Annotated in this window: 18 protein-coding genes; 7 read left to right on the top strand and 11 right to left on the bottom strand. The window is 60.7% G+C overall.

Annotation, left to right across the window (positions count from 1 at the left end; genetic code table 11):
- The 3 genes from LIS66_RS10650 to LIS66_RS10640 all read left to right on the top strand — a co-directional run bounded on the left by LIS66_RS10650 (position 1) and on the right by LIS66_RS10640 (position 5697).
- Positions 1-1611 (top strand): ABC transporter ATP-binding protein, encoded by a 1611-nt coding sequence (locus tag LIS66_RS10650; protein ID WP_042609547.1) that lies wholly within the window; start codon positions 1-3, stop codon positions 1609-1611.
- 19 nt (positions 1612-1630) lie between these two features.
- A complete protein-coding gene (fabI, locus tag LIS66_RS10645; protein ID WP_003202751.1) occupies positions 1631-2425 on the top strand; it encodes an enoyl-ACP reductase FabI in 795 nt (264 codons plus the stop codon).
- A 461-nt stretch (positions 2426-2886) separates the two neighbouring features.
- On the top strand, positions 2887-5697 hold the full coding sequence (locus tag LIS66_RS10640; RefSeq protein WP_227974211.1) for a hypothetical protein: 2811 nt from the start codon (positions 2887-2889) through the stop codon (positions 5695-5697).
- Positions 5698-5844: 147 nt separating this feature from the next.
- On the opposite strand, the gene LIS66_RS10635 is transcribed toward LIS66_RS10640, so the two are convergent.
- From LIS66_RS10635 to LIS66_RS10615, 5 genes are all read right to left on the bottom strand, one after another.
- Complete coding sequence (locus tag LIS66_RS10635) at positions 5845-6807, bottom strand: sensor domain-containing diguanylate cyclase (RefSeq protein WP_064362011.1); 963 nt, start codon at positions 6805-6807, stop codon at positions 5845-5847.
- A 131-nt stretch (positions 6808-6938) separates the two neighbouring features.
- Positions 6939-9845, bottom strand: a complete 2907-nt coding sequence (locus LIS66_RS10630) for a hypothetical protein (RefSeq protein WP_227974210.1) — start codon at positions 9843-9845, stop codon at positions 6939-6941.
- A 149-nt stretch (positions 9846-9994) separates the two neighbouring features.
- On the bottom strand, positions 9995-10573 hold the full coding sequence (locus LIS66_RS10625; protein WP_227974209.1) for a hypothetical protein: 579 nt from the start codon (positions 10571-10573) through the stop codon (positions 9995-9997).
- Between the two features lies 1 nt (position 10574).
- A complete protein-coding gene (locus tag LIS66_RS10620) occupies positions 10575-12737 on the bottom strand; it encodes a xanthine dehydrogenase family protein molybdopterin-binding subunit (protein ID WP_227974208.1) in 2163 nt (720 codons plus the stop codon).
- A gap of 22 nt (positions 12738-12759) precedes the next feature.
- Complete coding sequence (locus LIS66_RS10615) at positions 12760-13215, bottom strand: (2Fe-2S)-binding protein (RefSeq protein ID WP_042609542.1); 456 nt, start codon at positions 13213-13215, stop codon at positions 12760-12762.
- 247 nt (positions 13216-13462) lie between these two features.
- On the opposite strand from LIS66_RS10615, the gene LIS66_RS10610 reads away from it, so the two are divergent.
- Positions 13463-14293: an alpha/beta fold hydrolase gene (locus LIS66_RS10610; protein WP_039763251.1), complete on the top strand. Its 831-nt coding sequence runs from the start codon at positions 13463-13465 to the stop codon at positions 14291-14293.
- 148 nt (positions 14294-14441) lie between these two features.
- Here the strand turns inward: LIS66_RS10610 and LIS66_RS10605 are convergent, their stop codons facing one another.
- The gene (locus LIS66_RS10605; protein WP_227974207.1) at positions 14442-14834 is read right to left on the bottom strand and encodes a GFA family protein; all 393 of its coding nucleotides are present in this window, start codon (positions 14832-14834) and stop codon (positions 14442-14444) included.
- 217 nt (positions 14835-15051) lie between these two features.
- Here LIS66_RS10605 and LIS66_RS10600 point away from each other — a divergent pair, with 217 nt between their 5' ends.
- The gene (locus LIS66_RS10600) at positions 15052-15885 is read left to right on the top strand and encodes a helix-turn-helix transcriptional regulator (protein ID WP_227974206.1); all 834 of its coding nucleotides are present in this window, start codon (positions 15052-15054) and stop codon (positions 15883-15885) included.
- Positions 15886-16035: 150 nt separating this feature from the next.
- Here the strand turns inward: LIS66_RS10600 and LIS66_RS10595 are convergent, their stop codons facing one another.
- The 4 genes from LIS66_RS10595 to LIS66_RS10580 form a co-directional block, all read right to left on the bottom strand.
- The gene (locus LIS66_RS10595; RefSeq protein WP_064362016.1) at positions 16036-16623 is read right to left on the bottom strand and encodes a LysE family translocator; all 588 of its coding nucleotides are present in this window, start codon (positions 16621-16623) and stop codon (positions 16036-16038) included.
- Positions 16624-16926: 303 nt separating this feature from the next.
- Entirely contained in the window at positions 16927-19164 is a 2238-nt protein-coding gene (locus tag LIS66_RS10590; protein ID WP_227974205.1) for an ATP-binding protein, read from the bottom strand.
- The gene (locus LIS66_RS10585; RefSeq protein ID WP_042609536.1) at positions 19161-19766 is read right to left on the bottom strand and encodes a biliverdin-producing heme oxygenase; all 606 of its coding nucleotides are present in this window, start codon (positions 19764-19766) and stop codon (positions 19161-19163) included. The genes LIS66_RS10590 and LIS66_RS10585 overlap by 4 nt, the downstream gene beginning before the upstream one ends.
- Before the next feature lie 197 nt (positions 19767-19963).
- Positions 19964-20242 carry a hypothetical protein gene (locus tag LIS66_RS10580; RefSeq protein ID WP_042609535.1) on the bottom strand — a complete coding sequence of 93 codons (279 nt, stop codon included), beginning with the start codon at positions 20240-20242 and terminating at the stop codon, positions 19964-19966.
- 159 nt (positions 20243-20401) lie between these two features.
- On the opposite strand from LIS66_RS10580, the gene LIS66_RS10575 reads away from it, so the two are divergent.
- Positions 20402-21520 (top strand): carboxylate-amine ligase, encoded by a 1119-nt coding sequence (locus LIS66_RS10575; RefSeq protein WP_227974204.1) that lies wholly within the window; start codon positions 20402-20404, stop codon positions 21518-21520.
- Here the strand turns inward: LIS66_RS10575 and LIS66_RS10570 are convergent.
- Positions 21502-21933, bottom strand: a complete 432-nt coding sequence (locus LIS66_RS10570; RefSeq protein WP_042609534.1) for a VOC family protein — start codon at positions 21931-21933, stop codon at positions 21502-21504. The two genes, LIS66_RS10575 and LIS66_RS10570, sit on opposite strands and share 19 nt — an antisense overlap.
- Before the next feature lie 109 nt (positions 21934-22042).
- Between LIS66_RS10570 and LIS66_RS10565 the strand changes: the two genes are divergently transcribed.
- On the top strand, positions 22043-23125 hold the full coding sequence (locus LIS66_RS10565) for a bifunctional transcriptional activator/DNA repair enzyme AdaA (protein ID WP_042609533.1): 1083 nt from the start codon (positions 22043-22045) through the stop codon (positions 23123-23125).
- Positions 23126-23171: the final 46 nt, after the last annotated feature.

Genomic DNA, 23171 nt, shown 5'->3' with positions numbered 1-23171 from the left:
ATGAATCAGGACAATCTGATCGAAGTGCGCGACCTCGCCGTCGAATTCGGTTTCGGCGAGCGGGTGCATCGTGTGGTCGAGGGCGTGAGCTTCGACATCAAGCGTGGCGAAACCCTGGCGCTGGTCGGCGAATCGGGCTCGGGCAAATCGGTGACCGCACACTCGATCCTGCGCCTGCTGCCCTACCCCATGGCGCGGCATCCGGCCGGCAGCATCAACTATGCAGGGCAGAATCTGCTGGATCTGAGCGAAAAGACCATCCGCCACATTCGTGGCAACCGCATCGCGATGATTTTTCAGGAACCGATGACCTCGCTGAATCCGCTGCATTCGATCGAGAAGCAGATCAACGAGATTCTCGGCATTCACAAGGGCCTGAGCGGCAAAGTTGCGACCAGACGCACCCTTGAGCTGCTGGAAATGGTCGGCATTCCCGAGCCGCACAAGCGCCTCAAGGCCCTGCCCCATGAATTGTCCGGCGGCCAGCGCCAGCGCGTGATGATCGCCATGGCCCTGGCCAATGAGCCGGAATTGCTGATTGCCGACGAACCGACCACCGCGCTGGATGTGACCGTTCAGCTGAAAATCCTCGATTTGCTCAAGGATCTTCAGGCTCGATTGGGCATGTCGCTGCTCCTGATCAGTCACGATTTGAATCTGGTGCGAAGAATTGCGCATCGCGTATGTGTCATGCAGCGCGGTTGCATCGTCGAACAGGCATCGTGCGCAGAGCTGTTCCGTTCGCCGCAGCATCCGTACACTCGGGAATTGCTCGGCGCGGAGCCCAGCGGCGGCCCGGCAACCAATGCAATCGGTGCGCCGCTGCTCGAAGTCGAGGACCTGAAAGTCTGGTTCCCGATCAAGAAAGGCCTGCTCAAGCGCACGGTGGATTACGTCAAGGCAGTGGACGGCATCAATTTCAGCCTGCCTCAGGGTCAGACCCTGGGGATTGTCGGCGAAAGCGGTTCCGGCAAATCCACCCTCGGTCTGGCAATTTTGCGCCTGATCGGCAGCCAGGGCGCGATCCGCTTTGAAGGCAAGCAGCTAGACTGCCTGACGCAAAGCGAGGTTCGTCCGCTGCGCCGGGAAATGCAGGTGGTGTTTCAGGACCCGTTTGGCAGCCTGAGCCCACGCATGTGCGTCAATGACATCGTTGGCGAAGGCCTGCGGATACACAAGATGGGCACCGCCGCCGAACAGGAAGCGGCGATCATCGCGGCATTGAAGGAGGTAGGTCTGGATCCGGAAACCCGGCACCGCTACCCCCACGAATTTTCCGGTGGGCAACGGCAGCGAATCGCCATTGCCCGGGCTTTGGTGCTGAAACCGGCGCTGATCCTGCTGGACGAGCCGACTTCGGCGCTCGACCGGACGGTGCAGCGGCAAGTGGTGGAGCTGTTGCGTTCACTGCAAGCCAAGTACAACCTGACGTATTTGTTCATCAGCCATGATCTGGCTGTCGTCAAAGCGCTGAGCCACCAACTGATGGTGGTCAAGCATGGCCAAGTGGTCGAACAGGGAGACGCGCAAAGTATCTTTGCCGCCCCCCGACATCCGTATACACAGCAGTTGCTGGAAGCCGCTTTTCTGGCACCAGCCACTGCGCAATAACCTGAAAGAGGAGCAACACATGGGTTTTCTCGCCGGTAAGCGCGTACTGATCGTCGGTGTCGCCAGCAAGCTGTCCATCGCATCCGGCATCGCTGCCGCCATGCATCGCGAGGGCGCTGAGCTTGCCTTCACTTATCAGAACGACAAACTCAAGGGTCGCGTCGAAGAATTCGCACAAGGCTGGGGTTCGAGCCCTGAGCTGTGCTTCCCGTGCGACGTGGCCAGCGATGAAGAAATCGCCAAGGTCTTCGAAGAACTGAGCAAGAAGTGGGACGGCCTGGACTGCATCGTGCATTCCGTCGGCTTCGCACCGGGCGACCAACTGGACGGCGACTTCACCGAAGCCACCACCCGTGAAGGTTTCCGCATCGCTCACGACATCAGCGCCTACAGCTTCGTGGCGCTGGCCAAGGCCGGTCGCGAAATGATGAAAGGCCGCAACGGCAGCCTGCTGACCCTGTCGTACCTGGGCGCCGAGCGCACCATGCCGAACTACAACGTGATGGGCATGGCCAAGGCTTCGCTGGAAGCCGGCGTCCGTTACCTGGCCGGTTCCCTGGGCCCGGACGGCACCCGCGTCAACTGCGTGTCGGCTGGCCCGATCCGCACCCTGGCCGCTTCCGGCATCAAGAACTTCCGCAAGATGCTGGCCGCCAACGAAGCGCAGACTCCGCTGCGCCGCAACGTCACCATCGAAGAAGTCGGCAACGCCGGCGCCTTCCTGTGCTCCGACCTGGCGTCGGGCATCAGCGGTGAAATCATGTACGTCGACGGCGGTTTCAACACCACCGCCATGGGCAACATCGAAGAGTGATCTTCATGTAGTCAGGAAAAACCCGCCGCATCCGGCGGGTTTTTTTATGCCCGCGGAAAAACTCATCGCACTACATATCTACCGCCAGCCACCGCGCCCCTCCTTCAATACTCGTCGCTTGATGCTTATCAACCGCCTGGGAGGCGCAGATGAACGACACACCGGTACATGTACAGACGCTGATCCAGAACCTTATTGCCGAGTTGACCGAAGTCCCGGTGGTCACGCCCGAGACCCCGTCGCGCACCCTCGAAGTCCCCCGCGGCTGCCTGCTGCGCGAATGGATGGAGCTGTACTGGACAGCCCTCGAACGCCCGGAATTTCTCGACTGGGCCAGCCGTTTCCACATCGATCTGGATACGCTGCGTCTGAAGGGCGACACACTGCAGGCGAGCACGCAATCGAACGGCGCCACCCGCGTGCGTACATTCACCCTGGACGATGATTCCGGCTGGTGGCAAATGGCGCCATTGCTGCTGTCGATCTCACAGCGCATCGATTCGTCAGGCCTGGGTCTGCCTTACATAGGTGGCAAGTCTGCCAACCCGCTCTACCGATTCCCTCGTGAAGTGGTCCTGGCGTTTTACGGCTATCCGGAACCGCAGAACCAGGCGCAGGCAAAAGTGATCGTCGCCGAGTTGAAGACCCGTGGCTTGCCCGCAATGGATGAGCAAGGCCTTACCACCTCAGCGGTTGTCAGCGAACGCAACGGGCAACTGGAGGATTTCCAGCGCATCGCGAAGAAAATCGATGAGGTGGTAACCGACAGCGATCCGTTCGAGCAACGAGGTCTTGCCGATGCGCTGGTATCGCTCAAGTCCTCCTCCGCTTCCTCTACCTCCGCCGGTGCGGCGCTCAAAATCGGCGAGCTGTTGACGCGCTATGGCATGCCAGTTCCGGAGAATGCGGCCGACGCCCGCTCACTGGCGCAGGATTTGCGCCGGCACACATGGCCCGCGTTGCCCTATGTCAGTGATTATGTGCAGACCGGCGACCCCATTCGCAGCTATCGCGAAAGCTTTGCCGATCTCGAAGACGGCAGGCATATCGTTCGGCGCCTGATAGCGCTGAGCTGGAACAAGGCACCCACGGCCCGAATCGATTACGAGGAATTCAGCGAGCCCCATCCGGACTCTGCGCTGGCAGAGTGGATTGCGCTCGGCCAGCGTGGATTGCAGGTCTTGAGTGCCAACCCTGATTTTCAGGCCATCCTGCGGCAGCAAGGCCTGCCCATCGACAGTCCACTGCTCTTGAGCGAATCCGGTCACGTCGGCACGGCCAGCCCGCAAGGCTGGGTAACGCTGACCGCACAGGTGGAAAAGCACTCGGATCTGAAACTCTATCGCGACCAGCTTAAAGCCAAGGCAAGCAAAGCTGGCGGGGTCTTGCGCTCGGACGGCAACGTCACGCTCGGGCAGATGCTGCGCTTCTACGATCTCCCTTTGCCGAAAACTGTCGAGCAAGCCCTCGCCCTGGCGAAATGGTACAGAGTCAATCTGCACATGAGTCCCGGGCTTATGAACCACTGGTACCTGTTAGGTCAGCCCTGGACTCAAACGGAGCGGTTCACCGCGCAACAACGTCAAAGCATCATCGACACCACGCAATCGTATTTGCCCGAGGGCTCGCCGCCGTTGATCGATTACCTCAGTGAGGGAATCGACACCGATCTGCCGCTCAATACGCTCAAGGCAAAAGCCGACTACTTGATCGGTTGCATCCTGATCACGCCACGCGCCCGGACGCTGGGCAATCAATTAGTAAAGAGCCTGGGGGCAGCGGCGCACAAGAAACGCCTTCTGGCCACCAACCGCGACCGTCTGTTGCTCGCAGCATTGATTCTCAGCCTGGAGCCGAGCGCCGGCGAGGACTTGAACCGAATCGTCGCCCAGCGTCTGGAAGGCCATGATTTCTGGGGCGACAGTTATGAGGAAGTGCGCCGGTTCATCGATCGCCAGCCCCAACTCGTCGGGGTCAAGAACAAGACACTGGCGACCCACCTGTTACTGTCCGGGATAGCACCGGAGTTTCTGATACGTGACATTCCGGGGTCACTTTCTTACATGAGTTGTCTTGAATGGGTAAGGTTCAAGCAAGTCGTGCTGTATATCGAAAGCCGGCTGCCGGGCGTGGCACGCTTGATGACCTACGAGCAACTGAGCCAACTGACGAAAGGCCCGGCACCGGCGGACTTCTACACGTTTCTGCGCGAGGACTCCTGTGCCTCGGTCCTTGTCGACTGGGCGGTCGCAAGAGGTGCGATCCAGCGTGATGAGGAATGCGCAGTGACCGTTTATGACAGCGCAACGCTGAAGCAGGCCGATGTGGTCTTTCGCAATCACAATCGTCTGCTATCGGGTTTTTATCGCCGGGCCTTCCTGTCGTCACCGCCTACGCCCGCCACTATTGCCCTGACGGATCTGCGCAAGGCCTTCGCTGATAACCCACACCTGACCGCGAAGGTGCTGTTCGTCCCCGCTTTGAACGCTGAAACATCGGTAACGCATTACTCCCTGAGCGATCTGCATATCGCCGGCAAGCTGACAGGCGACATGCAGGGATGGCAATCGAGCAATAAGCAGCTGCAATTGGCGCCCATGATTGCGTCGTTGCCCAGGCTGCACAACGTAGCCAGCTTCTTCCATGCGGCACTGACTGCGCGCTTGAAGCAAATGAAGGATGCGCATATCGCGTTTCTGAAGGAGGCGTTCTGTCGTTTACCGTTCGCGCAACGAGTCGACGTCGAGGACCATGAGCTGGAATTGCTTGCCGTGCGGCCGGTATCGGCAGCCACGGACAAGCCTGATGTCGCCAAAACCGCAGCGTTCGGCGTGCTGGCGCTGCTGCATGGCCGGCCAGCCAGGGTATTCGAGATCTTCACCTGCAGGGATGAAGTGGTGTTGCGCCGTGATATCGATATCACCCTTCTCAAGCCATCGCTGGCAAAAGAAGCGGCGAAATCGCTGGCCCTCGATGCCGAAGCCTACCGGCACGGTACCCTGCCCCGCGCAAACGCCACCTGCAAAGCATTTCTCACCCGCCTCGATATCCAAGGCGCACCGCTGGAGGAACAACCACGCACCGCAGTGCCCGATACGTTTTCGTCGAACAAGGTCGACGCCATCGCCAGGACGGCAGTACGTCACCTGTTCGAAGCTTATGAAGCGAAAGCCTTGCAAGAGGCGCTCGTTGCACCTGATCTCAAGGATGCTGAAGCCTGCCACGAGAAATGGCTGGGGTTTTATCAGAAGCTGAGCCCACCGAAACGCTGAGTCCTGGCGCGCATTGCGGGAACTCAACACCGGCAAATCCTGTAGGAGTGAGGCCGCTCGCGATAGCGTTCTGTCTGTGACTGCACACGCTGCCTGGCACACCGCTATCGCGAGCAGGCTCCCTCCGACAGATGAATTGCGCCCGCGCTAACAGCCTTTCAACGCCTGCTTGTGCGCATACATCGCGCCATCCGCATCGGCCAGCAGCCGGTCCACGGTTTCGTGTCGCGCGGGATCGTATTCGATCTGGCCGACGCTGAAGCGAATCGCATAACCGCGGTGCAGCGTGGCGTTGCGCTCTTCGAGGATTTCCTTGAGCCGCGCCATGATGCGCGTGGTTTCGACGTGACTCGATCCGGTCAGCAACGCGACGAACTCATCGCCACCCAGGCGCCCGACCACATCGCTTTCGCGAAAGGCAATGCGCAACACATCGGCGAAGGTTTTCAGCGCGCTGTCGCCTTCGGCATGGCCATACAGGTCATTGATCTGCTTGAAGTCATTAAGGTCGAAAAACAGCAGCGTCGCCGGCCGGTTCAGACGCACACAGGCATCCAGCGCATGCTGGGCCAGTTGCTTGAAACCGCGGCGATTGGACAGCAACGTCAACTCATCCATGCTCGCCATTTGCACCGCCGTCAGCTCTTGCTCGGCCATCTCCGCGAGGTCGCGCAACAAGGCGCGCTCCTCGTCGTCGAGGTTGCGGGGTTTGGTATCGATCAGGCACAACGTGCCCAACTTGTTGCCGTCCGGCACGGTCAGCGGATAACCGGCGTAAAAGCGAATATTCGGCGCGCCGGTGACCAGCGGATTGTCATGAAAACGCAGATCTTCCCGCGCATCGGGCACCAGCATCAGTTCGTTCTGCAAAATCGCATGGCCGCAGAACGAGACATCGCGCGACGTCTCGCTGACATCCAGCCCCACACAGGACTTGAACCACTGGCGATCCTTGTCGATCAGCGTGACCAGAGCAATCGGCACATTGAACAAGCGCTTGGCCAGACGCGTCAGGCGATCGAAACGCTCTTCAGGCGCCGCGTCGAGGTTGAGGCCGTGCAGCGCGTCGATCCGTGCAGCTTCATTGGCAGGTTTTCCGGGTACCAGCATCACATGCTCCATTGGCATCAATCGCCTTTAGAGTAGCGCTAAATGCGCGATGGCTCACCCTCAACGCCACTAACTGCCCGAAACAGGTTGTTGGCTGGGTGCAATGGAGCTTTGGTAATAGATGTAAATCGTCATGAAAGCTGTCTCATACGGATATTATCAAGTTTCGGGTGTCCACCCCCTATATATATGTTAATGCTTGGGCTCGCCGTGCTATTTACATATTCGAGCTTAAAACTCTCCCAACCACCCGTTGGAGAAACTACAGTTTTCAGATCGGGATACTCGGACCTCGTTATTCTTATATTGGATTGACCATTTATAAAATAGTCAAAGCTTAGTTCAAAGCATTGACCAACCGCGAGCCCAACGAATTTCTTTAAAATAGTTATAACGGGAGATTCAATATATTCCAGATAATAATCACCACCTCCTTCAGTAATTTTACTTAGATAGTATTTTGGATCTGTGTCGCACCAGCCATTTCGTTCTGATCGAGTAAACGTCGTCAAATCATCAAACAAATTTTTCACCGCATATACCCGCACCGGACAATTCACAGCGTCCGCTAGCGTGGCAGCCTTGAACAGTCCGACTCTCAGCTCGACTCTCAGGGTTGAACCTTCCTGGCACTCCCGCAACCACTGCACTTCGGCCGCCATGGCCAGTCCATCGACCTGATTGTTCGGCGTGCCCGCAGATGGTATGTACTGCCGCGTTGTCCCATCGCTAAGCTGTTCGATGTAACTCACCCACACAAGCGCGCCATACAACTGAAACGGCCATTGGTTGCACATCACACGGGTGGTGTCGCGAATGGATGCAGGATTGAACGAGTCGCCATCGATAGCTTCCAGTTGCGGCATCGGCAAGTTCTGCAATGAGCCGATGCGTAACGGCAAGATTTTGGAAGGCGTCGGCCCGCTGCCGCGTACCACGTCATAACAAATACTCACTTCTCTCTCGAGATTTGCGGCGGTAATCAAGGCAGCAATCGGAAAGTCGATGGGCGTTGCTCCCGTGACATATCGCCGCTCCGGCCGAACTGATCCCTCCCCTGCACGCCCTTCAATGATCAGATCGATGCCATCGCCGTCGTGCATCGCGGTGGTGTCGACCCTTACAGTGAACCCGCCTTGATGGGCATTGGGGTCGAGTTGTCCGCCGAGGGCTTCCAGCACGGTGGGCGCGTCCCATTGCGGTTTCGGCTCGCCGATGCTCAGGGTGCGGGTCTGCGAGTAGCGCGTCGGCTGACCCGAGGCAAAAATGACGTAGTAGCTCACGTCCACCTTGCCATTGCGATTGGCCTCGATGTGCGCGAGGTGCACGTGAAACGGCACGGGGTAACCGGCACTGTGCGTGCTCAGTGGAATTTCATATTTGGGGTGGGGTCCGCTGGTGGAGCCGACCCACCGCAGACCGACGATGTCGTCCTTCATCGTATCGACAAATGGTGCGGTCACGTCAGCGCCATTGGGCGCGTCTTCCGGCAGCAGGATGTCCTCGTCGTCCGCCTGAGCCACATCCGGTTTTTGCAGATCGGGCAGGGCATCCCCAACAGTGAGGTTCAGCGGCAGCGAGTTACGCACGCTGTTGAGCATCACATCGTCATTGGCAACGGTGTAGCGGACTTTCACCGTACCACCGTCCAGTAGCAGGATTTCCTTCGCCGGCACCTCGCGTACGATAGCTGTGCCTTCCGGTTCGTCAGCGACGATGATGCGGATCGGGTAATACGTATCGCCGCCGCCGAGACGTTTGCCCTCCCAGTGCACCGTGATCAGATCGCCCGGGCGGCGCGCCTGGTAATACGGCACCGACACCGAAGCGCGTGGCGCGTCCGCGGGCAGGTGGCCGCCGGAAGCCTCAACCACTTGTGGAGCCTGCAAACTGCTGATCTCGCCCTTGACACTGGCACTCGCGTTTTTCGAGGGGCGGTCAGGGACGCCATCACGTTTCAAGGTATACGCCACCAATGCCGACCCCATGGCGATGGCCTTGACCTTGGCGTTGGGAATCAGAAAGACAACTTGCAGGCCGACGCGAACGACGGGCAATTCGATCGGCCCGTGGACCACCTGCGATCCTTCGGACGGGGTCCCCGTCCAGGTCATCACGACTATATCCCCAGTCCTGAAATGGTCTTCCGAAGTGTTGACCAGCACGGTGACATCCTTTTCTCCCAATGTTTCCAGCTTGATTTCACCCGTCACCGGGTCAGCCTCCAGCACGATGGGCGCGCCTAGCCGGTTCTGTTTGAGATCAACCAGCAAATAGGTGGTAGCCGACCAGGGTGAGCGCTCGTCAGGATAGTTGCCAACCTCGTCGACCACCTGATAGTGCACGCTGATCCGCGTGCCATCGCCGACTTCTCCAATGCTCGCCTTGTCAATGTGTACGATCAGTGGATGATTGATCGGGTCTTCAAGGTGCTCGCGCGTGACGCGCTCGATAAGGCGCTTGGAGCCATAGATAAGGTGGATGGAGTCATTCATCTGCATGAAAGGATACGGCAGGATGGTGACATTCACCCCCGCATCCGCTTCGACCGGGCCGATACCATGGTCGATGATGGCTTGCGGAATGGAGTACAGCAGGTGTGAATGACCGTCCTCGTTGTAGTCATCATCAAACCCGCCGGGACGGTCGAGCTTGACCAGCACCTTCAGTTTCGGGGTGGAATCTTCCCAGTCCTGATGAAGCCGCTTGATCGAATAAAACAACGGGTAAACGTCACCCCGTACCACATGACCGCTGGGAATGCGGCCGTGCAACGGCTTGTTCTCCTCGCCGGTCAACAGCGTGTGGCTCCACACCTCATCAGTCGGATTGCCCCAGTAAACCCTGACTTCATCCCCCGCCGTCATGACGCCCCAAGGATTGATCGCAAAACGCAAGCCGCCTTCGACCGCTCCTACACCGAAGCCCCCGTCGTAGCCCTCGACGGGCGTCCGGATGCTGGAAAAAACCGGTGGCCTCAGCGCCAGCGGTTCGACGGGTTGCGATTGCGTTTCGTCTGTCGTCACGAGGGTGTTCATGGGCAGGCTCCGGGACTGGGGGAATGCGGAAGCCATGAAACCGCAAAATCCGGGCGTTCGCACCTGTCAGATATGACAGGTGCGAACGGATGATTGCGGGACTAAACTCGCAGGTTGCGTACCCCTGTACCGGGCGACACCGCTCAGCGTCAGCCGCCCGCCACCGGACACGGTCCGCCGGCATCGGCCCAGAGCTTGAATTGCTCGACGAAAATATCGTGCGGCACCGGCACCGGTGCGCGCCCTGCTCCGGGATTCCAGCCCCAGAGCACCAGTTTGTCTTCGCTGACGTGTTTTAACAGGGCGGCGAAATCGCGATCGCCGTTGCTCGCGCGGTCCTTGATCATCGCGCAGAGCTTGTCCGAGGGCAGGCCAATCCAGGCCATTTTGTGTGCCGCCGGTGGCAGGCTCCAGTGCGGCGCGCCTGGCGGCGCATGGGGGCCGTAACTGGCCGGCGGATTGCTTTCGGCATGGCAGGTGGCGCAAGGCAAACCGGCGGCGCCCTTGCCGTCCATGCCGCGCACCACATTCATCGCGTGAGGGATACCGGCGTCGAACTGCAACGGCGAATCGCCGGGAATGTGACAGTTCTGGCAGCGCGGGCTCTGGAAGACTTTCCGCACCGTGCCGAACGCTTTCAATGCCTGCTGATCCTCGGCAAACAGGTCCGAGGCATAGCCACCAAAGCCCAGCAAAACGACGGTGCCCAATACCAGATGTCGTTTCATCTCACACCCCCGACAGTTGCAGTGGCAGTTCGCGCAGACGTTGCCCGGTCAGGGCAAACACCGCGTTGGCCACCGCCGGCGCGGTCGGTGGCACGCCGGGCTCGCCGATGCCACCGGGTTTTTCGCTGCTGGGGACGATGTGCACTTCGACCACCGGCATTTCGTTGAGCCGCAACACCTGATAATCGTGGTAGTTGGACTGCACGACGCCGCCGTCCTTCACGGTGAGCTTGCTGTGCAGGGCCATGCCGAGGCCGAAGGTGATGCACGATTCCATCTGCGCAGTGATGCTCTGCGGGTTTACCGCAATGCCGCAGTCCACCGCACACACCACCCGATGCACGCGGATCGCCAGATTGTCCTGCGACACCTCGGCAACCTGCGCCACGTAGCTGCCGAACGACTCGTGCACCGCCACGCCGAGGGCATGCCCGGCGGGTAGCGCCGCGCCCCAGTTGGCCTTCTCCACCGCCAGGTTGAGCACGCCGAGATGCCGCGGATGCGCCTTGAGCAGCGTTCGCCGGTACTCCACCGGATCCTTGCCTGCCGCCGTGGCCAGTTCATCGATCAGCGATTCCATGACGAACCCCGTGTGGGTGTGGCCCACCGAACGCAGCCACAGCACGTTGATGCCGGTCTGCGGCGAATGCAGGTCGACCTGGTGATGAGGCAGATCCTTGATGTACGGACTGTCAGCCACACCCTCGACCGAGGTCGCATCGATGCCATTCTTGACCATTGCCGCCTCGAGCATCGTTCCGGTCATGATCGATTGCCCGACCAGCACATGCTGCCAGCTCAGCGGCAGGCCATCGGCACCCAGCCCGACCTGAGCCTTGTGCAAGTACATCGAGCGGTAATAGCCGCCGCGAATGTCATCCTCGCGCGCCCACACGGTTTTCACCGGCAGGCCTGCCGCTTTCGCGACTTGCACGGCTTCGGCGACGAAGTCCGAGGTCGGATTGGCGCGGCGACCGAAGCCACCGCCGAGGAATTCCGTGTGAATCTCGACCTGCTCAGGCTTGAGCCCGGTGATCTTGCTGGCGACCATCTGGTCGAGGGTCTGGAACTGCGTGCCGGTCCAGATTTCGCATTTGCCGGCGCTGATCTTCACCGTGCAATTGAGCGGTTCCATCGGCGCGTGGGCCAGATACGGCACGCTGTACTCGACCTCGATTTTCTTCGCTGCCTTGGCGAAATTGGCCTTGGCGTCCCCCGCCTGCGTGGCGGAAGTGCCCGGGGTCGCCGCCAGTTTGCGGAAGCTTTCCAGCAGTTTTTCGCTGCTCATGTCGGCCAGCGGGCCCAAATCCCAATTGACCTTCAGCGCATCGCGCCCCAGCTTCGCCGCCCAGAAATGCTCGGCCACCACCGCCACCCCGCTGGGCACCTGCAGCACCTTGTGCACACCGGGAATCGCCAGCGCTGCGGCGCCTTCGAAGGATTTGACCGTGGCGCCGAACACCGGCGCGCGGGCGACCATCGCGGTCATCAGGCCCTCGAACTGCACATCCATGCCGAACTTGGCGCGGCCGGTGATTTTCTCCGGGGTGTCGAGCCGCTTGGTCGGTTTACCGATGACTTTCCAGTCCTTGGCCTCCTTGAAGGTGATGGTTTTCGGATCCGGCACCGGCAGTTGCCCGGCGACATCGGCCAGTTCGCCGTAGGTCGCGCGCTGGTCCCCGGCGATCACCACGCCGGACTCAGTGCGAATCGTCGAAGGCGCGACGTCGAAGCGTTTCGCCGCCGCTTCCACCAGCATCTGCCGCGCCGTCGCCCCGGCCAGTCGGTAACGGTCGAATTCCATCCAGGTCGAGGTTGAGCCACCGGTGATCTGCATGCCGCCAAACGCCGGCAAACCGTAATCCGCCGCCGAGGCTGGCGAGTGCTCGACGCGGATTTTCGACCAATCGGCGTCCAGTTCCTCGGCAATCAGCATGGTCAGGCCGGTCCAGATGCCCTGGCCCATTTCCGAATGACCGAGCAGGACAGTGACACTGTTGTCCGCCGCGATGCGCAAAAACGCGTTGGGTGCGAACGTCTTGTTTTCATTTTCTGCCGCCCGGGCAAAGCGGTTGGCCCCGGGCACCACAAACGCCACCATCAGGCCGCCACCCAACACGGCACTGCCCTTGAGAAACCCCCGACGCGATACCGGACTGTTCATCGTCTATCTCCCACAGAATGAATCAGCCGATTTCGGCGGCGCGTTTGACCGCTGCGCGAATGCGCGGATAGGTGCCGCAGCGGCAGATATTGCCGGAGAGCGCCTGATCGATATCGCTGTCGGTGGGGTTGGGAATTTTCGCCAGCAACGCGGCGGCGGACATGATCTGCCCGGACTGGCAGTAACCGCACTGGACCACGTCGAGTTCCGCCCAGGCCTGCTGCACCGGGTGCGAACCATCGGTGGACAAGCCTTCGATGGTGAGGATTTTCTGCCCGTGGGCGACGGCAGTCGCCGGGGTGATACAGGAGCGTAATGGCGCGCCGTCAACGTGCACGGTGCATGCGCCGCACTGGGCCATGCCACAGCCGAACTTGGTGCCGGTCAGGTGCGCGACATCGCGCAGAACCCAGAGCAGCGGCATGTCGGCGGGGACATCGAGTTCCTGATCCTTACCATTGATATTCAGGGTCAGCATCGGGTGATTTCCTCAGGCTTACGGTGTTGCGCAGGGGCGTCGCTGTGGCGGCAGAAACTACGCACGCCCGCGCTTATCCCTTTCAGCAAAGCCTAAATTACGCTTGAAGCCAGACGTTGTGACCAGCGGTCATGCAGACCGTGGCGTTGCTCCTACAGTTGATAACGGCTCGCACTGAGTCGTCGTATCTCTGCGCAACCGGTCCGCGAGCCTCGCGGTTGTCCATCACAGGTCAGGAGTAACGAATATGGGCTTTGTCACCACTCGAGACGGCGTCGACATCTTCTACAAGGACTGGGGCCCGCGCGACGCCCCGGTGATCCACTTCCACCATGGCTGGCCGCTCAGCTCGGACGACTGGGACGCGCAGATGCTGTTTTTTCTCGCGCAGGGCTTTCGGGTGATTGCCCATGATCGGCGTGGACACGGGCGCTCAAGTCAGGTCTGGGACGGCCACGACATGGACCACTACGCCGACGATGTGCTGGCGGTGGTCAATCATCTGGGTACGAGCAACGTTGTCCACGTCGGCCATTCCACCGGGGGCGGCGAGGTCATCCATTACATCGCCCGGCATGGTCAGGACAAGGTCAGCAAAGCGGTGTTGATCAGCGCGGTGCCACCATTGATGGTGCAGACCGAAAGCAACCCGGGTGGCTTGCCGAAATCGGTGTTCGACGGCTTTCAGGCACAGTTGGCGGCGAATCGCGCGCAGTTTTATCGCGATGTGCCGAGCGGGCCTTTTTATGGCTATAACCGCCCCGGCGCCGAGCCGTCGGAAGGGATCATCGCCAACTGGTGGCGGCAAGGCATGATCGGCGGCGCCAAGGCGCACTACGACGGCATCGTCGCCTTTTCGCAAACCGACTTCACCGAGGATCTGAAAAAAGTCACGGTGCCGGTTCTGGTGATGCATGGCGAGGACGACCAGATCGTGCCTTATGCCAACTCCGGACCGTTGTCGGCGAAACTGCTGCCCAACGGCACACTGAAGTCGTATCCGGGTTTTCCGCATGGCATGCCGACGACGCAGGCTGAGACCATCAATGCGGATTTGCTGGCGTTTATCCGCGGGTAATATCACGAACGTACGCGATCCCCTGTAGGAGTGAGCCTGCTCGCGATAGCGGTGGATCAGTCAATACAAGAGTGACTGGCATACCGCTATCGCGAGCAGGCTCACTCCTACAGGGATCGTCGGTGTGCGCGAGATGGGGATAAGTCCTCTACCCCTCTCCGCGCCCCTTGCCTTCACGATCACCACGGTAATGCTTGGCCAACGGAAAATCCGGCAGCCATGATTCACGCCGCACAATCCAGCTCTCATAGGTCGGCTTTAACTGATCCGGCGCATCCAGCGCGCCGAGGTTGACCTCGACCTCATCACCACTGCGATTGAACACCGACGAGCCACAGCGCGGGCAAAAGTGCCGCCCTTGGTAGTCATGGGTTGCGCCGGTAATCGTCACCGCGTCTTGAGGAAAAATCGCCGAGGCATGAAACAACGCGCCGTGCACCTTGCGACAGTCAAGGCAATGGCACAGCCCGACGCGATAAGGCTCGCCCGTGACCTGAAAACGCACAGCGCCGCACAGGCAGCCGCCAGTGAATGTCTTCATGGTTTAGCTCCTTCGCACTTTGATAAACACAATCCAGATAGGCTTCGAAGAACCGCAGTGTTACGCCATGCAGCCTATTGCAGCTTGCATCATTGCTTTCGACCTGCCGAGGGGGATTGCTGCAGATGTCGCAAGATCCGCACAACGCGCAAATCGCGACGGGCATTCGCCGGCCAGAGCTAATACACTCAAGCGCTGACCTGCCGGGACGATCACGATGAAACACGCTGCTGCGAAGAACCCCGAGAAAGCCCCGCGTTTCTGGCGCGACGACGCCCTGCCTTTCATTGAGGCGCGAGCCATCGCTGATGGTCGCGAGGTCTGTTATGCGCGGCATTCCCACGCGCACTTTTCCATCGGCGCGATCACCGCCGGGCGCAGCACCTATGTGCATGAGCAAGCGCAGTTTGCGGTGGCGGCCGGCACCGTGGTGCTGATGAATCCCGGCGATGTGCATGCCTGTAATCCGATCGACGATCAGCCGTGGTCTTATGTGATGTTGTATGTCGAAACGCCGTGGCTGACGGATTTGCAGCACCAGTTGGGGTTTGCGGCGGAGCTGGAATTCCGGCGTTTTTCGGACACGCACCTGGCTGATGCCGAGCTGTTCGGCAGGTTGATGGGGTTGTATGAGGTGTTGATCGACGAACAGTTGGAGGCGCTGGCGAAACACAGCGCGGCGGTGGAGTTTTTCGGTGATTTGCAACTGCGCCTGAATCCGGCTGATCAGCCTGTACGTGAGCCGAACTTCAAGCTGGAACGCGCCGCTGATTTCATTCGTGCACATTGCACCGAAGTGCTCAGCCTCGAGGCGATTTGCGCGGCGGCGCAGTTGTCGCCGTCGTACCTGATTCGCGCGTTCAAGCAGCGTTACGGAATGACGCCCCATGCCTTTTTGGTCAATCAGCGCATCCAGTTCGCTCGCGAACGCTTGCGCCGCGGCCAGTTGATTGCCGATGTCGCGCTCCAGGCCGGATTTGCCGATCAGGCGCATTTTCAGCGAGCGTTCAAACAGCATCTGGCGGCAACGCCGGGCCAGTATCGCGGCTGAACCCAATCTCTGCTAACACACAAATCCCCTGTAGGAGCTGACGAGTGCAACGAGGCTGCGATCTTTTGATCCTGATCCTTAAAAGCAAGATCAAAAGATCGCAGCCTCGTTGCACTCGTCAGCTCCTACACGGGGAATGCGGTCAGGAAATCAGGTGATCAGGAGATAAACCGCGCTCAACGCCAGCAACAACGCCATCAGCCGATTGAACCAGCGCATCCCCGCCGCGTTGCTCAGATAGCCACGCAAGAACGTCCCGGCATACACCCAGCACCCCACCGACAGATAGCAGATCACCAGATACACCGCCGCAAATTGCCAGACCAGCCGCGCCTCGCCGTCGGCGACAAAGGCGCCCATCCCGGCCACGCAAGCAAGCCAGGCCTTGGGATTAAGCCATTGCATCACCGCGCCATAGAGCATCGACGGCGCGCGGCCGGACTCGCTGGCGTGCAACTGGCCGTCATCGCTGGCGAGTTTCCAGGCCATGAACAGCAGAAACGCCACCCCGGCCCACTGCACCACGCGAGTCATGAACGGCCACAACTGCAGGACTTCATGCAGTCCCAGACCCATCAGCACCAGCAACAGCACAAACCCCAGCGTCGCCCCTGCAACATGTCGCTGGCTGGCACGAAAGCCGTACTGCGCGCCAGAGCTCAAGGCGACGATATTGACAGGCCCGGGGGTGATGGAAGCGGCCAGGGCAAACGCCGCCATGGAAAGAATCAGACTCATTGCACACCTGCTTCAAATCGAGGAACGAGGTGGCTACGGTAGCGAGCACGGGGTTTGCGGTATTGAAGAAAATGACCCTGAGGATACGAATCTTCTGTAGGAGCGGTGGTTCAGTCAGCCCAGTGTTGGCTGGGCTGACGGCTTCGCGAGCAGACTCGCTCCCACAGGGTTTTGTGTGAAATCAAATTGCAGAGCCCACCGCAAGACCTGTAGGAGTGAGCCTGCTCGCGATAACGGTGGATCAGTCAGAACAGCGCTGACGGGACGGACGCCATCGCGAGCAGGCTCACTCCTACAGGGCGATCAGGCCAGGCGCGGCACGGTGAAACGGAACTCGCTACCCTGCCCCGGCTCGCTCTCGGCGACGATCTGTCCGCCGTGGGCTTCGACGATGCCTTGGGTGATGTACAAACCAAGGCCGGTACCGGTCGGATTGCCTTCCTTCACTGTCCAGTAGCGATCAAACACATGCGGCAAATGTTCCTTGGGAATGCCTTCGCCGCTGTCACGCACGATGAACACAATCTCATCGCCCACCGACTTGGCGTGCACACCAACGGTGCCCATGCGCGGGGTGAATTTGATTGCGTTGCCGACCAGGTTGGACAGCACCTGAAACAGCCGTTCAGGGTCGGCGTGGATGCGCAGGTCAGGATCGGCCTGGAAGGAAATGCTGATGTCCTTGTCATGGGCCAGCGGCGACAGCAGCGATTGCGCTTCTTCGAAGATAAGCCCGACGTCCAGCGCCTGCGGGGTAATGGAATAGCGCCCGGCGTCGATTTTCGAGGTGTCGAGCAGGTCTTCGAGCAGCGTGTTCATGCGTGCCGTGGCCTGTTGCATGGTATCGATCGCCGTGGAAATGCGCCGCGAGGTGTGCGCCCCCTCAGAGCTGAAGGCTTTCTGCATCATGCCGCACAGCATGGAGATCACAGTCATCGGGTTGCGCAGATCGTGGGAGACCACCGCTACCAGTTCGTCCCGCGCCCGCACGGCCTCCTGCTCGCGCCGTACCTGGCGGGCCAGATCGTTTTCCAGCGCCGAGCGACGCAGATCATTGGCAGCAAACCGATCACCGTGGCTCCACTTGGTGGAGATCCCGGCCATCTCGACTTTCCAGATCTCGAACGAGGTGCGCGGACGCAGGCGCAGGCCGGCGTCGGAGTTTTCCAGGTCCAGCGGTTTGCGCGGGTCGCCGCTCCAGTTGATGTTTTCCTTCACTTCCGGACGGAACCACAGCACGCCATTGTCCACCGGTTTGGGCAGGCTCATGGCGAGCACACCGCTGGCCACCGACTGATACTGCGCCGCCGGCGGATAAACACTGGACAGATGATGACTGGCGAACACCGGCTCGCCGCGCTCCTGCAGCCATTTGTGCAGGGCGCGAATTTCTTCCGGCGCCGGGCAGTTGCCGTAACGGTGCAATTGCTTGTCTTCGATGATCGCGATGCCGCCGGCATTGACCAGCGCCATCAGCGTCGCCGGCTGCTGGGCGAGGCCGTCGAACACGTTTTGCGGCGAATCGATCATCGCCTGGTTGAGCCGCGCCAGCGCTTCGACCTTCTCCTCGCGCTGGCGAGTCAGTTCCAGGGTTTCCATCGCACTGATCTGCAACGACAGGACCTGACCGATGGTCTGGCAAGCCATGCGCAACTCATGCGGCACGTGCAGCGGCTGGCGATTGCCGCAACTGATCAGGCCCCAGAGCTTGTCGCCCTTGAGCAGCGAAATGCTCATCGACGACAGCACGCCCATGTTCTTCATGTACTGGCAGTGGATCGGCGAGACGCTGCGCAGGGTGGCGAAACTCAGGTCCAGCGGCGTTTGCGTGTCGGGGCGCAACTTCGGCACCAGCGGCACCGGCTGGTAATCGGCGTTGGGGATGATCCGCAGCCAGTTGGTGCGATACAGCTCGCGCGCCTGCTCGGGGATGTCCGACGCCGGGAAGAACAGACCATTGAACACTTCCATCGACGGGTCGGACGCCTCGGCGATGACCTGGCCGTGGCCCTCCTCCTCGAAGCGGTAGATCAGCACCCGGTCGTAACCGGTCATCGCCTGGATTTCCTTGACGCTGATGTCGTACAAGGCCTGCAGCGTGGTCGCCGCTTGCAGGCGCTGGAGCATGCGACCCAGATGGGTGTTGACCCCGGCAACGTTGCGCGGCTGGAAATTCTTGACGTGGATCTCAAGCTCAAGAATCAGCACACCCTGATGGCGATGCAGCAAACCTTCGAACGAGGTGCCGTTGAGCTCGAAACGCAGCGGCGGCGCCTCGGAGAACGTCGCCTGCTGCAAGGTTTCCTGCACTTGCGCGGTGTGTTCGGCGCCGATCAGGCTGTGCAGCGGCTGGCCGATCAACGATTCCGGCGCGCGGGCCAGCAGGGTTTCGACGTTGGCGCTGACCTGAATGATCTGCAGCGCCGGCTCGCTCAGGGTCAGCAGCAAACCATGGGGCTGAATCGCGCCGGGAAAGCGGATCGGCTCGTCGGCACAGTTGGCCAGCAGTTCTTCAAAGGCTTGTTGGTCTTGCAGGTTCATGCCAGTACCTCCTGGCGCTCGAGCCACTGCTCGAAACAGCTGAATGTGGTTTGTGCTGCGCTGACCACGGCCGCGCGTTCGCTGGCATCCATGGGCCGGTTGCTCAGGTATTCGATGAACTCGCGCCAGCGCCGCCCGGTGGCAGCGCCATAGACATCCAGGAACGCAGCGCCGTTGTCGGCATCCAGATTCAGCCGCGCGGCGATTTCCCGGCGCAGGATCTGCCCGCCAAGGGTGGCGCCTTCGAGCACGTACAGAACGCCAAGGCTGGCAGCGCTGGAGTCGATCACCGGCAAGTCCTCGCACAGCGGCAAGTCATTGGCGCTCGCGCCCAGCGCGCGCAGGTCGGCGTGCAAGGTGTCGGCCTTCAGACGAGGCGTCAGATTGAAATCGTCCGGCACCGCCCCGCTGGCCAGCAACGCCCGTTCCAGCGGCTGATAGAAACCGTAATAGGCCGCCATCAAGCGTTCGAAAGCGCGGTTATCGAGGGAGTCGGAGAAAAAAGGAAGGCGTTTTTCCAGTGCGATGTGCAGTTCGGCTGTACCGGCCCGCAGATCTTGCAGCACCGGTGGCACATAAACCTCACGGGCCTTTGCTTGCATGTAGATCGCTCTTGGTGGGACCCGGCAGGGGCCATTCTGGGTGGGCACGGCGTGGAGTGGGAATTTATCACGCCACGCAGCTTTTTCTGACTGCCGAAGCGTTTTTTTCTGCCGAACCTCGACCCTATGACACGTTCAGAGTGGCGCCGGATCGAAAAAGTTCGACCGACGCCATTATCCTGCCATCCTCGACCGCCTCAGTCAGCGCCGCTGTCGTTCTGCACGGATGGATCACCGTTGGCTGGCACACTGGTGTCGGGAACGCGTTTTGACGGGTTACTGTGTTCGGCGCCAGGGTAACCGGGCAAACCACGAGTATCGTCCGCTGTCATGACATCTTCGCTGTCACGGCTGACGTCCCAGTCGGTGGTGGCGTTGGGATCTTCATCACGCCCGGCCGTGCCGATGGCGAAGCCGTCGTCGTTGGGATTGCCGGTCTCATTGAGAGCCTTGTCGTTGCTGGATGGGTTGCTCATGTCTGCCTCCAGAAAACGTTGATCGGACTTGTTTGGAAACGCCCTCGCCGCCCAAGTGCAATGGACAAGACCAACGGTGCATTCGCGGCACTGGTCGCCTCGCTTGAACCACCATTGCTGCGGGGGGTTCTGAAGAGAAACACTCACTCGAGCACCGCCATGAGCCATCCGCGATTCGGTATCGAGGAAGAGTATTTCCTCACTGATCGGCAGACCTTGAGCATGGTCGGCAGCCCGCCACCCCAGGCGATCGAGGCATGCCGGGCGGCGCTGGGCGTGTGGTTTGCCACAGAGATGTTTCAAGGGCAGATCGAGGTGGCCTCGCCGGTGTTCAGCGACTTTCTGCACGCCGGCGATTTTCTCCGCGGCAGCCGTCAGGCCCTGGGGGCAGCCCTCGAACCGTTTGGCCTGGCCCTGCTCAGCGCCGGCAGCCATCCGCTGGCCGACTGGCGCGAGCAGGTGCCGACCGACGAGGAACATTTCCAATATCTGTTCCAACGCTACGGCCATGTCGCGCGGCGCAGCGTGCTGTCAGGCCTGCATGTGCACGTCGAAGTGATCGAGCCGCGGGATCGTATTGCGGTGATGAACGAAGTGCTGCCGTGGACGCCCCTCCTGCTGGCGCTGAGCTGTTCGTCGCCAATCTGGGATGGCGCCGCCAGCGGCTTCATGAGTTACCGGCAGACAGCGTGTGACGAGTGGCCACGCATGGGTATCCCGCCGCTGTTTGCCGATCAGCGCCATTACGACGATCACCTGGCGTTTCTCACGCGCATCGGCGCGATCACTGAGCCGAGCGAGTGTTGGTGGGGTGTGCGCCCGGCGGCGCGCTTTCCGACGCTCGAGCTGCGCATGACTGACGCCTGCCCTCGGGTCGATGATGCGCTGACGCTCGCGGCGTTTTTTCGCGTATTGGTGGCTCATGCCAGTGCACAGCGGCGCCCCGGTCTGCTGTATGACCAGACCGCGCGCTCGATGCTGGAAGAGAACCGCTGGCGCGCCAAACGCCAGGGCACTCATGCGCGCTTTCTGGTCGAGGGCATCGACGGCGACTGTTCGATCGCGCAGTGGCTTGAACTTGCCGAGCAGCGTTTTGCCGAGACCGCGCAGGCGTTGGGCGCGGCGCAGTTGTTCGAACGTGCGCGGGCGATCATTGACAGCGGCAACAGCGCCGATCGGCAACTGGCGCTGTTCAACCTGGCCTCTGAGCAACCGCAAAACGGCCAACTGGCGCTGGCGCAAGTGACCGAACTGTTGCTTCAGGAAACGTCTGGCTGAGCGCCTTCGGACGGGCCTTTTAGTTCGACCTGATTGCCGTCCGGGTCGAAACAGTACAGCGACAGGCCGTAGCCCTCGGCGCCGAAACGTCTGGCGGCTTGCTCCACCATCAAACCAAACGATTCCAGATGAGCGACAAGCGCCGCTTCATCGAACGGCTCGATGCGCAGGCAAAAGTGGTCGACATTGCGTTTCTGCGCCTGCGCCGCGCCGCCGCCCTTGCGCCCGAGTTCGCCCGCCAGGTCGACCAGATCGATCATCGAGGTGCCGGCCCGCAAATGCACCAGCCCCAGCGGCTGGTTATGCCTGACCACTTCGGCGCCGAACACTTTGCCGTAGAAATCGATGCTGCGTTGCAGGTCGGCTACGCGCAGGACGACATGATCGATGCGCTGAATGGAAAACGGATGCATGGGTGAGCTTCCTTGAAAGCGGCGACCCGCTCATTGTGCTGCACCAGCGAAAAAATTCACTGTCGATTTTTCGGTGGAGCCATCGACAAAGCGGATTTACTCTCAGCCCATGAACATACCAGCCGCTGTCCTGCCACCCCACGCCGAAATGGTTCGCGCCATGCTCGAACGCGACACTGCCTATGAAGGCGTGTTCTTCACGGCGGTGAAAACCACCGGGATCTTCTGCCGCCCCAGTTGCACGGCGCGCAAGCCGAAACCGGAGAACGTCGAATTTTTCGCCCATGCCGACGAATGCCTGTGCGCCGGTTACCGCGCCTGCCTGCGCTGCAAACCGCTGGACGCCGCGGCGATCGCCCCGGACTGGGTGCAGCGCCTGCTCAACGCGGTAGACGCCGATCCCGAACGGCGCTGGAGCGATGCACAATTGCTCGCTGAAGGCATCGAACCATTGAAGCTGCGGCGCTGGTTCAAACAGCATTTCGGCATGACTTTCCATGCCTGGCTGCGCACCCGTCGCCTCGGCATGGCCCTGGGAGGAATCAGGCAAGGCGCGTCGATCGATCACGCCGCGTTCGACTCCGGCTACGAGTCGCTCAGCGGTTTTCGCGACGCTTTTCAGAAATCCTTCCACATTACCCCGGGCCGCGCCGCCAACAGTGAGCCGCTGCTGTTCACCCGCCTGACCACGCCGCTGGGGCCAATGATCGCCATGGCCGAGCGCCGTGGGCTGGTGCTGTTGGAGTTCCTTGATCGCCCGGCACTGACCCGTGAAGTCGAAGCGCTGCAGAACCGTTATGGCTACGCCGTCGCGCCGGGACACAACGCGCACTTACAGCAGATCGAGGTGCAACTGGCGGAGTACTTTGCCGGCAGACTCACTCAGTTCAGCGTGCCGCTGCACCTGCCCGGCAGCGCTTTTGCCCGCGAGGTGTGGGCGGCGCTGCTGCAAATCCCCTACGGCCACACCAGCACCTACGGCGCCATCGCCGCGGGACTGGGCAAACCCGGCGCCAGTCGTGCGGTGGGTCTGGCCAACGGGCACAATCGGCTATCGATCGTAGTGCCCTGCCACCGAGTGATCGGCGCAGACGGTTCGCTGACCGGTTATGGTGGCGGGCAACCGCGCAAGGCGTTTCTGCTGCGGTTGGAGAACGCTGCGCTGCAAATGACTCAACAATTGGCTTTCTGAAACATGCAACTCATCCAGCGAGAAGGGATTTCGATGATTACGCTCG

The sequence above is a fragment of the Pseudomonas sp. HN2 genome (genome assembly GCF_020736465.1).
GTDB lineage: Bacteria > Pseudomonadota > Gammaproteobacteria > Pseudomonadales > Pseudomonadaceae > Aquipseudomonas > Aquipseudomonas moraviensis_A.
The sequence above is the reverse complement of the archived record's forward strand: the minus strand, read 5'-3'. Positions and strand labels throughout refer to the sequence as shown.

Bases quoted from the DNA above. Each gene is read 5' to 3' on its own strand.
- LIS66_RS10650 (WP_042609547.1), top strand. From the start codon at position 1: ATGAATCAGGACAATCTGATCGAAGTGCGCGACCTCGCCGTCGAATTC.
- fabI (WP_003202751.1), top strand. From the start codon at position 1,631: ATGGGTTTTCTCGCCGGTAAGCGCGTACTGATCGTCGGTGTCGCCAGC.
- LIS66_RS10640 (WP_227974211.1), top strand. From the start codon at position 2,887: ATGGCGCCATTGCTGCTGTCGATCTCACAGCGCATCGATTCGTCAGGC.
- LIS66_RS10635 (WP_064362011.1), bottom strand. From the start codon at position 6,807: ATGCTGGTACCCGGAAAACCTGCCAATGAAGCTGCACGGATCGACGCG.
- LIS66_RS10630 (WP_227974210.1), bottom strand. From the start codon at position 9,845: ATGAACACCCTCGTGACGACAGACGAAACGCAATCGCAACCCGTCGAA.
- LIS66_RS10625 (WP_227974209.1), bottom strand. From the start codon at position 10,573: ATGAAACGACATCTGGTATTGGGCACCGTCGTTTTGCTGGGCTTTGGT.
- LIS66_RS10620 (WP_227974208.1), bottom strand. From the start codon at position 12,737: ATGAACAGTCCGGTATCGCGTCGGGGGTTTCTCAAGGGCAGTGCCGTG.
- LIS66_RS10615 (WP_042609542.1), bottom strand. From the start codon at position 13,215: ATGCTGACCCTGAATATCAATGGTAAGGATCAGGAACTCGATGTCCCC.
- LIS66_RS10610 (WP_039763251.1), top strand. From the start codon at position 13,463: ATGGGCTTTGTCACCACTCGAGACGGCGTCGACATCTTCTACAAGGAC.
- LIS66_RS10605 (WP_227974207.1), bottom strand. From the start codon at position 14,834: ATGAAGACATTCACTGGCGGCTGCCTGTGCGGCGCTGTGCGTTTTCAG.
- LIS66_RS10600 (WP_227974206.1), top strand. From the start codon at position 15,052: ATGAAACACGCTGCTGCGAAGAACCCCGAGAAAGCCCCGCGTTTCTGG.
- LIS66_RS10595 (WP_064362016.1), bottom strand. From the start codon at position 16,623: ATGAGTCTGATTCTTTCCATGGCGGCGTTTGCCCTGGCCGCTTCCATC.
- LIS66_RS10590 (WP_227974205.1), bottom strand. From the start codon at position 19,164: ATGAACCTGCAAGACCAACAAGCCTTTGAAGAACTGCTGGCCAACTGT.
- LIS66_RS10585 (WP_042609536.1), bottom strand. From the start codon at position 19,766: ATGCAAGCAAAGGCCCGTGAGGTTTATGTGCCACCGGTGCTGCAAGAT.
- LIS66_RS10580 (WP_042609535.1), bottom strand. From the start codon at position 20,242: ATGAGCAACCCATCCAGCAACGACAAGGCTCTCAATGAGACCGGCAAT.
- LIS66_RS10575 (WP_227974204.1), top strand. From the start codon at position 20,402: ATGAGCCATCCGCGATTCGGTATCGAGGAAGAGTATTTCCTCACTGAT.
- LIS66_RS10570 (WP_042609534.1), bottom strand. From the start codon at position 21,933: ATGCATCCGTTTTCCATTCAGCGCATCGATCATGTCGTCCTGCGCGTA.
- LIS66_RS10565 (WP_042609533.1), top strand. From the start codon at position 22,043: ATGAACATACCAGCCGCTGTCCTGCCACCCCACGCCGAAATGGTTCGC.